This is a genomic window from Nocardia sp. NPDC004711 (genome assembly GCF_053601595.1).
On record NZ_JBSGCB010000051.1, the window covers coordinates 1 to 14,792 of the forward strand.

The following is a 14,792-nucleotide window of genomic DNA, read 5'->3' on the forward strand; positions in this document are numbered from 1 at the left end:
CACCCGATCCTTCGGACAAGCCACATCCCGGACCCACCAACCAGGCTAACCCCACACCCACATCCCGGTCTTGACATAAAGGGGAGCCATGAGCGGATGTCTCTGGGCCGCCGTCGATCTCGCCGCCGGCGGTACCGCGCTGGCCGGTTCGGTCAGCGCGGTATGCCGCTACTTAAGACTGGTGTCAGGGCCGGGTCCCGGCCAGAATAGTGCGTTCATCAGATTGCGCGGGGCATCGCTCAATAGCCCAGTAAGTTCGAGCGGACTCGCCGCAAGCGCGCGATCCGCCGACACTGCGTGGTGGTCGGTTATCGGGTATGGAGCCCGTCGAGCACGAGTGTGATCAGCTGGTTCGCGGAGCCGCGTGGTTGAGCGCGGCGGACCGCTGTCGCGGTTCCGATGAGCAGATCGAGCACGTCGGTGCCGTCGACGTCCGCTCTTACCGTCCCTGCCTTTTTCGCCTGTGCGAGAACGTCTTCGAACGATCGATTGAACTCGTCATATAACTGGTCGGGTATCGCGAGTGCGGATCTGGTGCCGTGGTCGAGGGCTTCGCACAGCGCCTGGTTGTGCGCGATCTCGCCGACCAGGTAGGCGAAATAGCCATCGAATGCCCCGCCTGCCGCGGTGTCGTCGGCGGCCAGTGTGCGTGCTCGTTCGGTGAACTCCTGGACACGGCCGACCACGATCGATTCGAACAATGCGGTGCGAGTGGGGAAATGCCGGTACACGGTGCCGACACCAACCCCGGCGCGGCGCGCGATCTCGTCGAAAGAGACGGAGCCGCCCTCGGCCGCCAGTATCTCGCGGGCGACGGCCAATACCTGGTCACGGTTGCGGCGAGCGTCCGCGCGTAACGGTTTGCTGGTCGGTTCGGCCTGGCCACTCATCGGTCGATGGTAACTCCGATCTTGCGAAGCGGAGAACTCTCTCCGTATGCTCCCTAACCGGAGATATTTCTCCGGTTTTATGACTTCGATTTGGGGAGGACAGCGATGGACCAGGTTGTATTCGTCACTGGCGCGACCGGACAGCAGGGAGGCGCGGTCGCGTCCCGGCTGCTCGCCGACGGCTGGCGAGTGCGCGCGTTGACTCGCCGTCCCGACAGCAGCGAAGCTCGACGTTTGGCCGATGCAGGCGTGGAGGTCGTGGCGGGCTCGTTGGAGGATCTCGCAACGATTGATCGCTGCGTCGAGGGCACCTACGGCGTATACAGCGTGCACCCCGGACCGCTGTCTCCGGAGCAGGACGAGGTTAAGGCAGGCAGGGCGATCACCGATGCGGCCGTGAAACATGGAGTGCGGCATTTGGTTTACAGCTCGGGTCTGGGTGCCGATCGCGGTGGCCAGTCGGCCAAATGGGAGATCGAACAGTACATCGCCGCGTCAGGTATCTCGGCCACAGTGTTGCGACCGAGTTCGTTCATGGAGAACCTGATCACGCAGTCGGCCACCGTCGGGATTCGCGACGGTGCGCTGCGGACCGCTGCGGCTCCCCATGTACGCCAGCAGTTCATCGCGCTCGATGACATCGGCGCTTTCACCGCACTGGCGTTGCGGAACCCGGACAACTATCAAGGCCGGACGCTGGAGCTGGTCGGTGACGTCTTGACGCCTCCCGAGGTCGCCGCACATGTCAGTGCCGTGGTCGGCAGGGAAGTTCCCTATATCCAACGCTCGATCGAGGAACTACGCAGTATCAACGAAGGGTTCGCCCACGCCTACGAGTTGTTCAACAGTGGGGACGGCAGCGTTCCCTATGTCGACATCGATGAACTGCGTTCGCTGCACCCAGGATTGCTGACTATGCGGAACTGGCTGCAACGCCGGGGAGCGGAACTGATCCAACCACTGGTCGATCCGCGACCCTGACCGCAGCCCGAAATGACCTCATCGGGTTGATCTTCCGCTGTCAGGCGATGGCCGAAGGCTCTAACATGCGCGCACAACGCTGTGGGAACAACGGATAGCGATCGAATGCACTGAACTCGGCATGAGCGCGGACGGCCGGCGGCTGTATGGCGCTCTGCCCGTTGATCTTCGAGACGCTGCCGGCCGGTTCGAACCGCGCGGGCTGCGACAGCACAGGGCGCGTTAGCCGTACGAACGGCTCACGAAACCGTCAGGGCGGACCAGCACCGTGCCGTACGGCCAGCCGTCTACGAGGTGCACCGGAACGTCGGCCTCCACGTCGGGATCGGCCGTGAGTACGCACCACTGCGATCCGACGAGATCCAGTGTGGACACCCCGTCGGCCACCCACATATGCGGCAGACGGGATCCCGGCGACCCGTCGAGGTCGAGGGCGACATCCTCGGTGGAGGGGAGCTCCGCGCCGCCGTAGCGATAGCCCATGTGCACCACTGGTGCGTTGATCGCCCCCGCTGCCTTGCGCGCCTCTGCCATGTCCTTTCCCCAGTGCAGGGACGGATCGTTGAACCGCAGGCGCGCCTGCTCCATCGTCATGAGGGCCACCGGATGGCGTTCCGCGTGATACGTCTCCAGCAGCTCGGGTCCGGCGTCACCGCGCAGTACATGCGCGAGCTTCCACGCCAGATTGTGCGCGTCTGCGATCCCGGCGTTCAACCCGAACGCGCCCAGTGGGGGGATCGCGTGCGCTGCGTCGCCCACCAGGAAGACCCGCCCGACGGAAAGCCGATCGGCCACCTGGCCGCGCCCCCGGAACCTCAGCACGCTGCGGATCTCCACCTCGATCGACGGGTCGCCGAGCGCGGTGCGAATGAGGTCGGGAGTCGGCTCGGTGTCGAGGCGGGTGAGGAACACCCACTCGCGTACGCCGTCGACGGTCACCAGCAGGCCGGTCGCGTCCGGATGCTCGATATTGCACATTGCGAACGGCTTACGCGGACGCAGATCAGCATCGAACAGGACACTCGTCGTCTCCTGACCGAGCACACCGGGACCGGTGAGGCCGATGCCGAGGACCTCCCGAACCCGGCTGCGCACACCGTCGGCGGCCACCAGATAGCGCGCCCGCACAACACGCCCGTCGGACAGGGTCGCCGTGACGCCGCCGGAATCCTGCTCGAACGAGTCGAGCGCCACGCCGAACTCCACGTCGCCCGCCCTGGTGATCAGTACGCGGTCGAGCCGGTTCTGTGCGCAGGTGCCGCGGATCCGGGCCGGCGTGTAGGTGAGCTCGGCCGCGGTTTTCGCCTTCCACTCAGCGCTTTCGGTGAAGTCGGCCTCGGAGAGCGTGTGCCCTCTGATCTTCCCGGCCCGCAAGTCGACCGCAGCCTCGTTGACCGCGTGATCCAGGCCGACTTCGCGCAGGATCTCCACCGACCGCGACCCGATGCCGGTGGCCCTGGGGTGGGGCGACAGCTCCGGCTTCTCCTCGACGACGAGGGGCTTGACGCCGTGGTGGCGCAACAGCACCGCGAGCATCAGCCCGACGGATCCGCCGCCGACGATCAAAACATCAGTGGGCACAGTGTTCCCGTTCATGGGAACACTGTATCCACGTCTGTAGACTCCTGTCCATGTCGCTTATCTGGGAACGTGAGCCGTACCGGTCGAAAAGGCAGGCCCTGAGCGTCGAGCGCATCGTGGACGCGTCCGTCGCCATCGCCGACGCCGAGGGGCTCGACGCGCTGTCGATGCGCCGCGTCGCCACCGAGCTGTCGACCGGCACGACCTCGCTCTACCGCTACGTGGACAGCCGCGACGACCTGCTCGACCTCATGGCCGATGCGGTACAGGGCGACCACGTGCCGCTGACGGGAGACTGGCGCGCCGACCTCGAGGCGTACGCCCACCATGAGCGCGAGCTTTGGCTACGGCACCCGTGGCTCGCCCCGCTTCTGGCCACCCGGCCATCGCTCGGCCCCAACTGGCTGCACGGCCTGGAACACGCCCTCACCGCAGCCGCCCCACTGACCTCCGACATCGCCGACGCGGCCTCGGCCGTCGGGCTGATCAGGGACTACGTGCGCGGCGCGGTCATACGCGAGCTCGCCGAGAAAGAAACCCAGCGGCGCACCGGTCAGACCGAGGATGAGTGGCGCGCCGCCGTCGCCCCCTACATGCGCAAGATCATCGAAAGCGGCGCATATCCCCGGGTTTCGCGCATGACCGAATCCGCCGATCTGAGCCCGGCCGAACAGTTCTCGTACGGTTTGCGCCGCATCCTCACCGGGATCGCTGACTCTCAGCAGACGGCCGAGTGATCACGAATGCACCGAGGCCGATCCCGCCCGAACGGGGAACCACACCTACGCGACACACTGCATTCGCCATGAGCGCGCACTGGCCGGCGGTCGTACGACGCTCTGCCCGTTGATTTTCCGATGCACCGCGCTGACGGGTTCGGTCAGTGCGGTATGCAGGCACGACCGGACGTTTGCTCACGCCTTGGGTGAGCAAACGGTCGCGCCGGTTTTATCTACTCCGCAATCTCGGTTCGTTCGAACCACTCGTACACAGGCAGCCGCCCCTCGGCGGTCTCGGCGAACCTTGGGGTGCTTTTGTAATGTTCGTAGCCGGCACGACGCTCGATCTTCACCTCGAAACCGGGCGGCGTGATCGGGACGATTCGCGTGGGCATGTCATCTGGTCCGCCTTCGATGAAACACTTCGCCGACATCATGCGCTCCTTTCGTTGATTGACCAGCTCAGCGGCATTCTATCGATCAGTTAACGGCAAAAGTGGGGCAACGGAACAGGCGCCGTCGATCGCCGACCCCGACGCGGTCAGGCTGCCCGCAACCCCGGTCGACGAGGACCGGGACCGCGATGAGCCCCAGCGGAACCAGCAGGCCGGCGATCTGCCAGCGTTCGGTGACCGGCTTGCCGGGCGACAGCGTCCGCTCGGCCAGAACGGGCATGTGCAGCTTGCTGATTCGAGCGCGATCCCGGGGTAGCGATCTGAAGTCTAGCAACGCTAGACAAGTCGCTGACGTAGATGTTACCGTTGCTCCAGTTTCTAGCTATGCTAGACATCAGGAAGGGGAAGCCGAAATGCTCATGATCACCCGTTCATTGCCATTGCCGGACTGTGCGCCGCGCTGATTCTGTTCTGATCTCAGAGCAGGTAGCCCATCCCCGCGATGTCGCGGTCCCGATGAACCGCCGTCGCAAGACGCGCGGGACGGGCAGGCGACAGCTTGCGGTTCCCGCACCCGACAACTTCCGGCTGATCGCCGCGGCACACCTGATATCGAATTCACCGAGGAGTAATGACATGACCTTCACCATCAACGAACAGCAGTTCCTCGCGGAGGCCGGGATCGGTCGGCTGGCGACGGTGTCGCCCGACGGCGTTGTGCAGAACAACCCGACCAGCTATCGGGTGAACGCCGACGGCACGATCGACATCGGGGGCATGCGGATGCGTGCCAGTCGAAAGTTTCGCAATGTCGAGGCGGGCAGCCGGGTGTCGTTCGTCATCGACCAACAGGTTTCCTTGGACCCATACGTGATTCGCGGCATCGAGGTACGCGGCACGGCCGAGGCGCTCGATGACGAGGAGCCGCCGTTCCAGCCCCAGGAACGCGCGGTCATCCGCATTCACCCCGAACGGATCATCTCCTGGGGCATCGACGGCGGATCCTTCGACTTCATCAGTCGCCGCGCCGAGTAGGACATCACACAAGACAGATCAAGAACGCTCCGACGTTGACGGCGGGCGGAAGGATCCAGGGTAAGCAGGGTAGAGCGGAATAGCCGGCCATGGCTTCGGACCGTTGCTCCGCTACGGGGGCAGGTGCCGGTTCGGCTGTGGCCACGCCCGCACCGGCAGTGATGATGGATGCAATCGCTAGGGCTGTTGTCAGTGCACTCGATTTCTTGGTCATGGCAACCTCCGCTGTACTGGTACCGGACGACCTCGCCGAGTGCACTCGATTGCGCTCGGACCGCTGGACAAGTCGACCCGGCGGGGGCGGAATGCTCGAACACCAATTAACCCGCTCAGGAGGGGTCCTCCGCAAGGGGCTCCGTTCGGGCATCGGACTTGCTGGTGAAGAAACCCCCGCTTCCGCCGTCCGCTCGACCCCGGACACGCTGTGCCCCAACCACTTGCCGGTTAACGCGTCTTCGAAGCCCGCCGATCTTGACTCGACAGCGGCGCGCGCACCCCACCCCGGGATGCGCGCGCCAGTTCGATCAACGCAAGGAACAACATGCGCAAGACTCTGTTCGCCCTGTCCGGCCTCGCCTTCGCCACCGCCGCCGCGGTGCTGCCCGCGGCCCCGGCCCAGGCTGCCTCCGGCTCGTGGGGCGCGATCGCGGTGTCCGACTACGGCGACCTGGGCTGGTCCTGGAACTACGACACCGAGGACTCGGCGAGCCAGGCCGCCATCGACAAGTGCGCCAAGGCGAGCTGCTCGACCGTCACCACCTTCACCGGCTGCGGCGCGGTGGCCTTCTCGGATTCGATGAACAAGTACACCGGCGGCTACGGCGCGACGCCGGCCGACGCCGAGAACTCCGCCAAGTGGTACTCCGACTCCTACCTGGTGCGCACGGCCATCTGCAACGACTGACCCACCGGGGCCGGACGACCGCCCTGACATGGTCGGCCGACCCTGGAGTCCTCGCGCTGGAGCCCCTTTCAGGAGCTTCAGCGTTCGGCGGCTTCGACCGCCTTGCGCACCGTCTCCGCATCGGCGGGGGCCGCCTCGTTCTCCCAGAACGGCGCGGCGACGGCGTAGGGCGTGCCGTAGACGGGGGTTTCGGGTTGCGTGCGCCAGCTGTCGGCGAGCGAGCCGATATCGACGGTGTCGTAGCCGAGCCTGCTGATCAGTTCCGCCGCAGCGGTTTTCGCCGCGGTATCGTCACCGGCGATGGGCAGCGCGGTGCGATCTGCCGCCCCGGCGGGGCGGGCCAGCACGGCCAGATGCTTGAACAGGATGTTGTTGAACGCCTTCACGACCCGTGAGCGCGGCAGATGCCGTTGCAGCAGTTCGGAACTGGTGGCCACACCCGCGTCCAGGTCGGCGAATTCGCCGTCGCGGCCGGGATAGTAGTTATTGGTGTCGATGACCACCTTGCCGACCAGCGGATCGGCCGGTACCTGCTGATATGCCTTGAGCGGTACCGTCACCACCACGATGTCTCCCGCGGCGGCCGCCTCGGCCGGGGTCGCGGCACGGGCCCGCTCCCCCAGTTCGGCCACCAGCTCCGCCAGGCTCTCCGGCCCTCGTGAATTGCTCAGCACCACATCGATTCCCGCGGCCACGGCCAGCCGGGCCAGGGTGCCGCCGATATTTCCGCTTCCGATCAATCCGAGCGTCGTCATGCCCGCTGGTAACGCGGTCGCGGCGGGCAATGTTCCCGCGAGATCCGCCGGCGGTCACCCGGTGGGCGGGTCCCCAGGTCGCACCCACGGCCGCCGGCACGCGACGGCCGTGGGAGCTCGCCGGGTGGTCTCAGCCGAGGGTGATGGCGTCGAGGCGGGTGCGCAGGAACTCGGCGGAGACGACCGGCGCCAGGCCGGAGACCCGGCCGATGGGCGGCTCGAGGGGCGTCACCCGGGCGTCGTGGTCGAGTTCGTAGAAGTAGATGAGCGACACCAGGTCCTCGTCGGGTGCGGACGCCTGGGGCGGGAGTACGCGGTGGCGGCCCGCGGGCCAGCGCTGGCCGCTCCAGTAGGCCAGCAGGTCACCGATGTTCACGGTCAGGGCGGACGGGTCGTAGGGCGCGTCCGCCCAGCCGCCGTCCTCGGTGTAGACCTGCAATCCGCCCGCGCCGGGTTCGCGGTCGAGGACGGTGACGGTGCCGAAGTCGGTGTGCGGACCGATGCGGAACTGGCCGGGTTCGGGCGGGCCGACCTCGGCCAGCGGCGGGTACCGGTTGATATTGCAGGTCCAGGTCGGACGGCTCGCCAGGCCCTCGAAGGGGTTGTGCGGCAGGTCGAGTGCGGCGGCGAAGAGCGCGAGCAGTTCGTCGGAGAGGGTGCGCATGGCCGCGGTGTAGGCGAGGAACAGCTCGCGCAGCTCGCCCACCTCCTCGGGCCACACATTGTCGAGGAACCACACGGTGTCGATCAGGGCGTCGCCGGTGCGGGTGTCCGCGCCGATCGCGAAGGTCTCCTTGAGGTCCGGCGGGGTCTCGGTGCCCTCGGCGTAGCCGTTGGCCTCGAGACCGGGACCGATCCAGCCGCGCCCGCCGACGGAGACCGCATACCGCTGTTTCACCTCGGTCGGGAGCGCGAAGAAGCGCCGGGCCGCCGCCCGCAGGTCGGCCGGAAGCCCGTGCGGCACACCGTGTCCGCGCACCAGGAGGAATCCGGCGCGCTGCATGCCCGCGTCCACCTCGCGCAGCACCGTGGCCGCGGTCTCGCCGCCTTCGCGCCAGCGGTCCAGGTCGACGGTCGCTATGGGGGTCATTCCGCCACTCCTATGTCCTCGTTCCAGAGTTCGGGCCGTTCCGCGATGAAGCGGGTCATCATGTCCACACAGGCCGGGTCGTCGAGCACGGTGATGGAAACCCCGTGTGCGGCAAGCCAGTCGTGGCCGCCGGTGAAGGTGCGCGATTCCCCCACGATGACCGCGCCGATGCCGAACTGGCGGACCAGGCCGCTGCAATACCAGCACGGGGACAGGGTGGTGACCATGATGGTGTCGCGGTAGTCGCGGCGGCGGCCGGCATTGCGGAAGGCGTCGGTCTCGGCGTGCACGCTGGGATCGTCGTTCTGGACGCGGCGGTTGTGGCCGCGGCCGAGCAGGTTGCCGGCACTGTCGAACAGGGCCGCCCCGATCGGTATCCCGCCTTCCCGCAGCCCGAGTTGCGCCTCGTCATAGGCGGTGACCAGCAGATCCTGTGCGTTGATCATGCCGATCATGCTGCCACCGCGGCGCGAGCGATCCGGGACCGGTTCACGATCAGATAGGCCGCGCCGGAGAGCACGAAGCCGACGAAGAAGGTGATGTCGCCCAGCTGCGGCACCGCCTTGGCGACGAAGCCGACGAACTTCTCCTGATTGGAGAACAGCAGCACCGACACCACCATCCCGGCCAGGAACGCCGCCACGCCGGCCCAGTTGCGGTGGGCGCGGTCGTAGAGCAGATGGTCGATGCGCTGACCGCGACGCAGGTACTCGTCGGCGAACACCACACCCAGCCACGGACCGATCCAATACGCGACGATGAGCAGGAAGCCCTCGTAGCTGGCCGCCGCGTCCGGCAGCGCCCACCAGGCGACCAGGAACCCGATCACGCCGAAGGCCGCCGACACCAGCGCCCGCTGCGTGCGCACCGAGAACGTGAAGCCCATGGTCACGAAAGCCATTGCGCCCGAGTAGACATTGAGCGCATTGGCGGCCACCGCGCCCACCGCGATGGCCAGCAGGGTCAGGTCCGCCAGCAGCTTGGGCAGGTTGGCGGTGAACACATCGGTGGGGCTGCCCTGCGCGGTGCTCGCCACGGTCGCCGAGGCCGCACCGACCACCTCCAGCCAGACACAGGAGATGAACAGGCCCGCCGAGGCGTACGCACCGGTCGCGGCCCGGGACACCGTCGCGGGCAGATAGCGGGAGTAGTCCGCCGCGTAGGGATTCCAGCCCGCGCCGTAACCGAAGGCGGTGCCGACGGTGAGCAGGAAGCCGCCCATGCCGCCCACACCCCCGGCCGGTGCGGGCGCGCCCAGCGAGGCCTTGCTGAAGATCACCACGGTGACAATGGCGAACACGATGGCCAGCAGTGGGAAGGCGATGCGTTCCACCGCCTGCACCAGGTTGTGGCCGAAGAAGGCGAAGGCGGTCTGCACCACCACGATCACCAGCAGCGCGGTCAGTTTCGGCATGCCGGTCAGGGAATTCAGCGCGAACGCGCCGCTGACCGAGTTGGTGGCGAACCAGCCGACTCCGCACATGACCGACATGAACGCGGCGGGCAGGGTGTTGCCGCGATAGCCGAAGGCCAAGCGCCCCATCACCATTTGCGGGACACCGTGCAGGGGCCCGCGCGCCGACAGCAGGTAGTGGGCTGCCGCGCCCAGCCCGGTACCCACGACGATGCCCAGGCTCGCCTGCCAGAAGTTCATGCCGTACGCGGTGACGGCGAGCACGCCCACGAAGACGGTGGCGAACTCCATGTTCGGAGACATCCACGTCCAGAACAGTTTTCGCGGCGTACCGTGCCGGGCTTCCTCGGGGATGTAGTCGTCGCCGCCGGGCTCGACGGCTATCACGCGGTCGCCGTAGGCAGGACGGATCTCGGTGTCGGTCATGGCTTTCCGCCTCTCAGCGCTCGTGGGACTCTTCCAGCACGGTCCGGCCCAGCAGCGCGTAGCGGCCGGGGTCGGTGCGCTTGAGGTACAGGGCGTAGCCGATACCGGCGATGGCCACCGCGGCCACCAGGTACGGCGTCGCCTTCAGAATCAGCGACCCGGCCTCGCTTCCGGCCGCGGTGTCCATATTGAGGACCAGCAGCAGCACCACGCCGATCATGGCCACGCCGCCCACCAGCGGGGCCACCAGAGTCCGGAACCAGTGCCGGGTTTCGGGGTGGTGGTTGCGGAAGTAGGCGATGACCGCGAAGGAGCACACGGCCTGCACGATCAGGATCGCCATGGTGCCGAGCACCGCCATCAGCGTGTAGAGGCTCGCATAGGGGTCCTTGCCCGCGAGGCCGAAGGCCAGCACCAGCACGGCCGAGAAGACGGTCTGCACCAGACCGGCGATGTACGGGGATCCGTTCTGCGGGTGGGTCTTCCCGATCGTCCGCTGCAAGGCCGGAATCACGTCCTCGCGGCCGAGCGCGTAGAGGTAGCGGGAGGCGCAGTTGTGGAAGGCCATGCCGCAGGCCAGCGAACCGGTGACCATGAGCCACTGCATGGTGTCCACGGCCCAGTGCCCGACATAGCGTTCGGTGGGTGCGAAGAAGAGATTCATCGGATTGTCGGAGGCGGCCAGTTCCATCGCCCTGCCCTGCCCGTTGCCGGAGATGGTCATCCAGGAGATGAACAGGTAGAACACGCCGACACCGAGGACGGCGATCATGGTGGCGCGCGGGATGATTCGCTTCGGATCCTTGGATTCCTCACCGTAGATGGCGGTGGATTCGAATCCGACCCACGACCAGAAGGCGAAGAACAGTCCCAGGCCCGCGGACGCACCGTGGAAGGCGTTGACCGGATTGATCGGGGCCAGCGACAACCCGTCCGGCCCGCCGCCGTGCAGCAGTACCGACAGGCCCATGACCGTCAGCACGGTCACCTCGGTGACCAGCAGCACGATGAGCAGCCGCTCGGCCACGGCGACGCCGAACCAGGTACCCAGGCCGTTGATCACCAGCATCAGGATGGCGAACACCCACCACGGAATGTTCACGCCCACCTGATCGGAGACGGTGTTGTGCGCGAAGCTGGAGAAGATGCCGATCAGCGACGGCTCGAACACCATGTAGGCGAAGGTGGCCAGCAGCCCGGCCGACAGGCCAGCGGTGCGGCCCAGTCCGTAGGAGATGAATCCGTAGAACGCACCGGTGGTGGTGATGTGCTTGGCCATGGTGGTGTAGCCGACGGTGAAGATGGCCAGCACCACCATGGCGATCAAAAACGCCGCGGGCGTGCCGATTCCGCTGCCGGCCGACATCATGAACGGCACATTGCCGGTCATGGCGGTGATGGGCGCGGCCGTCGCGACGGCCATGAACACCACGCCGAGCAGACCGACCACATTGGGTTTGAGCCGCGACACTCCCGCTGCGGATGTGTCCGATCCCCCGGAAAGTACGGTTGGTGCACTCGATTCCATGGTGAAGCTCCTCAATCTTGGTCGACTGACCTGCGAGGAATGTTCGGGCTGGAATGTTGCCTGGATATGAATCGGAGTTACCGGCAGAAACCAAAGGAGTGACTCAGGTCACTATTCTTACAGTCAGCCGGAAACCCGGTCCGGTGCTTTACGGTTCGTATGGCGCACAGCCATGTCGATTCGCTCACCGCGGCGGATCGCGTCACCAATCTGGCTTCAGTTAGCTGAATTCAGCCACTAGGGTTGGTACATGGACAACGACCTCGCCCGCGAGGTGTGGCGCGTGCTGGAGCCCTTGCACGCCGTCACCTATTTCGCAGCCGACTGCATCGCCGCCAACAAAGCCGTTGGCCTGCGCGGCTTCTGGATGGGCTACTTCGCGTCGCGCTCCGCCCCGCTCGGCGCGGTCGGACCGTCGGTCGTGGAGGCGACCTTCTACAACTTCCATCCGGCCATGGTCCGGCGGGCCATTCCGGATGCCTGGGGTTTCGCCGCACCGGACGCGATCATCGCCACCCGCACCATCGCCGCGGCCGCGGTCCTGCGCGCCGTCGTGCCCGATATCACCGACATCGCCGCCCGCGCCGTCCCGCGCCTGCAGCAGGCCATCGCCACCGCGCCGGCGGCGGGCCGCCCGCTCTTCGCCGCCAATCGCGACCTGCCCACCCCGGACGACCCCGTCCACGCCCTCTGGCAGGCGGTCACGGCGCTGCGCGAACACCGCGGCGACGGCCACGTGGCGTGCCTGCTGAGCGAGGGCATCGACGGCTGCGAGGCGCACGTACTGTTCTCGGCGTCCACCGGCACCCCCGCGCAGCTGTGGCGCGACAATCGCGGCTGGAGCGAAACCGATTGGAAGGCAGCGCGAGAGCGGCTCACCGACCGCGGCGTGCTCAACGCCGAGGGCATCACCGAGGCCGGGCGCGCCCTGCGCGCACACGTCGAGGCCCGCACCGATGCCCTGGCCATGACCGCCTACCGCGGCGTCCCGGGCATCCTCGAAATGCTGTCCGCTCTCACGCCGGCCGCCCGCGCCGTGGTCCGCAGCGGCGAGGTCCCCTACCCGAACCCAATGGGCGCCGACCCCGCCTGAGGTCACCAGACGCCGGGGACCAGGCGCTTGGTCGTGAGGCGATAGGTCTCGTAGGGCGCGCCCAGGGTCGCCACCAGTGTCTTCTCCTCGAGCGTGATCCGGCGCAGGAACGCGTAGACCGGGACCACGGTGGTGAGCAGCAGGGACACGTAGTTGCCGGCGGCCAGGCCGAAGCCCAGCGTCAGCAGCAGGATGCCGGTGTAGGAGGGGTGCCGGATCCAGCGGTAGGGGCCGGTGCTGATGACCGGCTGGTCCTGGTCCACCTCGACGGTGGTGCGAAAGTGCTTGCCCAGCACCGCGATCGCCCAGGCTCGCACGACCAGGCCCAGCCACATGAGGGCGACGCCGAGGATCTGCCACGGCAGGACCGGGCCGGGAAAACGCAGCGGGCTGTCGGCCGGGAGGAGGATTCCGGCGAAGCTGGCGACCGTCATGGCGGCGGCCACCAGCACGAAGATGAGGAGCCTGGTGTGGCCGTCCCCGGCGGTGGAGCCGGTGCCGCGCATGCGATCCCGCACCCGCAGCGCGATCTCGAATGCCATCCACGCCCAGGTGGTGTACACGGCGATGGTCACGTCGGACTCCCTTCCGGTTCGAGATAACCATCAAACGGGATCGGCCCGCATCAGGGATCCACCCGGAGAATGAACCCTGACCGCCCCGGATCAGACTCGATGCTGACACCGCGCCCCGCTCGATGCCGACACCGCGCCCCGCTCGATGCCGACACCGCGCCCCGCTCGATGCCGACACCGCGCCCCGATCAGTACCGCTCGAGTCGAATGGCATTGGCGGCCTTCTCGATCGGCTTCATGATCGGACGCAGGGCCATGCCCTTCCACGGCATCCAGCGCAGCATGCGCAGCATGGTCATCTGCATGCGCAGGGCACGGGCGTCGGCGGCGACCATCTGGGTGGCGTTGTTCCAGCCGAGGGTCAGGTTCTCGTCGACGTACGTACGCATGCGCTGCTGGTAGGCGGCGAAGGCGACGCGGTGGTCGCCGGCGGCGGCGCGCAGCTCACCGGCCAGTACGTACGCGCCGACCAGGGCCATGCTGGTGCCCTGCCCGGACAGCGGGGACGGGCAGTAGGCGGCGTCGCCGACCAGCGCGACGCGGCCCGAGGACCAGCGCTCCAGGTGGATCTGGCTCACCGTGTCGAAGTAGAAGTCCGGCGAGTCCGGCATGGCGTCGAGCAGGGTCGAGGTCTCCCAGCCGCCGCCGGCGAAGGCCTCGGCCACCAGCCGCTGCTGTGCGGCGGTGTCGCGGCGGTCCGGCAGCTGCTCGGGGGCGGGAAAGATGAACTGCGCCTTGGCCGCCGAGCGCTGCGTGCTGTACACCTGCACGACCTTGCCGGGGGCGGCGTGGATGAGCTCCCAGTGATCGAGGTCCAGGTAGTTCGGCACCGAGATGACGCAGGCCGCCATGCCGGTGTGCCGGGCGAACTGCTCCTCCGCGCCGAAGACGCTGCGGCGCACCGTCGAATGCATGCCGTCCGCGCCGATCACCAGGTCGAACACCTGGGGAGCCGCGTGGCGGAAGTGCACCTCGACGCCGTCCGCGTGCTCGATCAGCTCGGTGATGGCGTCGCCGAACCGGTAGTCGACGCCGCTCTTGCCGGCGTCGAACAGGATGCGCGCCAGGTCGCCGCGCAGCACCTCGTCGTCGCCGGGCGAACGCATGCCGATCAGGTCCGGTCCGAGGGTGGCGATCGCCTTGCCGGTCGCGTCCACCCACGCACCGCCGCGCATATCGGTGGAGGCCTTGCGGATCTCGTCGGTGAGCCCCATCCGCTCCACGACTTCCATTGCCACGCCGCGGATATCGACCTTGTACCCGCCCTCGCGCAGGGCCGGGGCCTGCTCCACGACGGTGACGGTGAAGCCGTACTTCTTCAGCCAGAAGGCGAGGGCCGGGCCGGCGACGCTGGCGCCGGAGATGAGGACGGTCTTGTTGGCGAACTGTTGTGTGCTGGTCATGTC

The 14,792-nt window shown here is 67.3% G+C and carries 16 protein-coding genes; 5 read left to right on the forward strand and 11 right to left on the reverse strand.

Features of this window, described 5'->3' with window-relative positions:
- Window positions 1-308 precede the first annotated feature (308 nt).
- Window positions 309-890, reverse strand: coding sequence for a TetR/AcrR family transcriptional regulator (locus tag ACWEKS_RS37360; protein ID WP_452344465.1), 582 nt, complete (start codon window positions 888-890; stop codon window positions 309-311).
- A 105-nt stretch (window positions 891-995) separates the two neighbouring features.
- On the opposite strand from ACWEKS_RS37360, the gene ACWEKS_RS37365 reads away from it, so the two are divergent.
- The gene (locus ACWEKS_RS37365) at window positions 996-1,871 is read left to right on the forward strand and encodes an NmrA/HSCARG family protein (protein WP_452344466.1); all 876 of its coding nucleotides are present in this window, start codon (window positions 996-998) and stop codon (window positions 1,869-1,871) included.
- Between the two features lie 222 nt (window positions 1,872-2,093).
- Here the strand turns inward: ACWEKS_RS37365 and ACWEKS_RS37370 are convergent, their stop codons facing one another.
- Window positions 2,094-3,467 (reverse strand): FAD-dependent monooxygenase, encoded by a 1,374-nt coding sequence (locus ACWEKS_RS37370; RefSeq protein ID WP_452344467.1) that lies wholly within the window; start codon window positions 3,465-3,467, stop codon window positions 2,094-2,096.
- 35 nt (window positions 3,468-3,502) lie between these two features.
- Here ACWEKS_RS37370 and ACWEKS_RS37375 point away from each other — a divergent pair, with 35 nt between their 5' ends.
- A complete protein-coding gene (locus ACWEKS_RS37375; protein WP_452344468.1) occupies window positions 3,503-4,189 on the forward strand; it encodes a TetR/AcrR family transcriptional regulator in 687 nt (228 codons plus the stop codon).
- A gap of 215 nt (window positions 4,190-4,404) precedes the next feature.
- Here the strand turns inward: ACWEKS_RS37375 and ACWEKS_RS37380 are convergent, their stop codons facing one another.
- Complete coding sequence (locus tag ACWEKS_RS37380) at window positions 4,405-4,608, reverse strand: DUF5988 family protein (protein ID WP_452344469.1); 204 nt, start codon at window positions 4,606-4,608, stop codon at window positions 4,405-4,407.
- Window positions 4,609-4,651: 43 nt separating this feature from the next.
- The gene (locus ACWEKS_RS37385) at window positions 4,652-4,846 is read right to left on the reverse strand and encodes a hypothetical protein (RefSeq protein ID WP_452344470.1); all 195 of its coding nucleotides are present in this window, start codon (window positions 4,844-4,846) and stop codon (window positions 4,652-4,654) included.
- Window positions 4,847-5,202: 356 nt separating this feature from the next.
- Between ACWEKS_RS37385 and ACWEKS_RS37390 the strand changes: the two genes are divergently transcribed.
- Together ACWEKS_RS37390 and ACWEKS_RS37395 are read left to right on the forward strand one after the other, a co-directional pair.
- Complete coding sequence (locus ACWEKS_RS37390) at window positions 5,203-5,601, forward strand: PPOX class F420-dependent oxidoreductase (protein ID WP_452344471.1); 399 nt, start codon at window positions 5,203-5,205, stop codon at window positions 5,599-5,601.
- A 541-nt stretch (window positions 5,602-6,142) separates the two neighbouring features.
- Window positions 6,143-6,505 (forward strand): DUF4189 domain-containing protein, encoded by a 363-nt coding sequence (locus tag ACWEKS_RS37395; RefSeq protein ID WP_452344472.1) that lies wholly within the window; start codon window positions 6,143-6,145, stop codon window positions 6,503-6,505.
- A 77-nt stretch (window positions 6,506-6,582) separates the two neighbouring features.
- Here ACWEKS_RS37395 and ACWEKS_RS37400 read toward each other — a convergent pair whose 3' ends face one another.
- The 5 genes from ACWEKS_RS37400 to ACWEKS_RS37420 all read right to left on the reverse strand — a co-directional run bounded on the left by ACWEKS_RS37400 (window position 6,583) and on the right by ACWEKS_RS37420 (window position 11,718).
- On the reverse strand, window positions 6,583-7,260 hold the full coding sequence (locus ACWEKS_RS37400) for an NADPH-dependent F420 reductase (RefSeq protein WP_364624018.1): 678 nt from the start codon (window positions 7,258-7,260) through the stop codon (window positions 6,583-6,585).
- Window positions 7,261-7,390: 130 nt separating this feature from the next.
- Window positions 7,391-8,350, reverse strand: coding sequence for an isopenicillin N synthase family dioxygenase (locus ACWEKS_RS37405; RefSeq protein ID WP_452344473.1), 960 nt, complete (start codon window positions 8,348-8,350; stop codon window positions 7,391-7,393).
- Window positions 8,347-8,796: a nucleoside deaminase gene (locus tag ACWEKS_RS37410; RefSeq protein ID WP_354851255.1), complete on the reverse strand. Its 450-nt coding sequence runs from the start codon at window positions 8,794-8,796 to the stop codon at window positions 8,347-8,349. The genes ACWEKS_RS37405 and ACWEKS_RS37410 overlap by 4 nt, the downstream gene beginning before the upstream one ends.
- A gap of 5 nt (window positions 8,797-8,801) precedes the next feature.
- Complete coding sequence (locus ACWEKS_RS37415) at window positions 8,802-10,190, reverse strand: purine-cytosine permease family protein (RefSeq protein ID WP_452344474.1); 1,389 nt, start codon at window positions 10,188-10,190, stop codon at window positions 8,802-8,804.
- A gap of 13 nt (window positions 10,191-10,203) precedes the next feature.
- Window positions 10,204-11,718, reverse strand: coding sequence for an APC family permease (locus tag ACWEKS_RS37420; protein WP_452344475.1), 1,515 nt, complete (start codon window positions 11,716-11,718; stop codon window positions 10,204-10,206).
- A 250-nt stretch (window positions 11,719-11,968) separates the two neighbouring features.
- On the opposite strand from ACWEKS_RS37420, the gene ACWEKS_RS37425 reads away from it, so the two are divergent.
- The gene (locus ACWEKS_RS37425; RefSeq protein ID WP_452344476.1) at window positions 11,969-12,811 is read left to right on the forward strand and encodes an SCO6745 family protein; all 843 of its coding nucleotides are present in this window, start codon (window positions 11,969-11,971) and stop codon (window positions 12,809-12,811) included.
- A 2-nt stretch (window positions 12,812-12,813) separates the two neighbouring features.
- On the opposite strand, the gene ACWEKS_RS37430 is transcribed toward ACWEKS_RS37425, so the two are convergent.
- Together ACWEKS_RS37430 and ACWEKS_RS37435 are read right to left on the reverse strand one after the other, a co-directional pair.
- The gene (locus ACWEKS_RS37430) at window positions 12,814-13,386 is read right to left on the reverse strand and encodes a methyltransferase family protein (RefSeq protein WP_452344477.1); all 573 of its coding nucleotides are present in this window, start codon (window positions 13,384-13,386) and stop codon (window positions 12,814-12,816) included.
- 188 nt (window positions 13,387-13,574) lie between these two features.
- Window positions 13,575-14,789, reverse strand: coding sequence for an FAD-dependent monooxygenase (locus tag ACWEKS_RS37435; protein WP_452344478.1), 1,215 nt, complete (start codon window positions 14,787-14,789; stop codon window positions 13,575-13,577).
- Window positions 14,790-14,792: the final 3 nt, after the last annotated feature.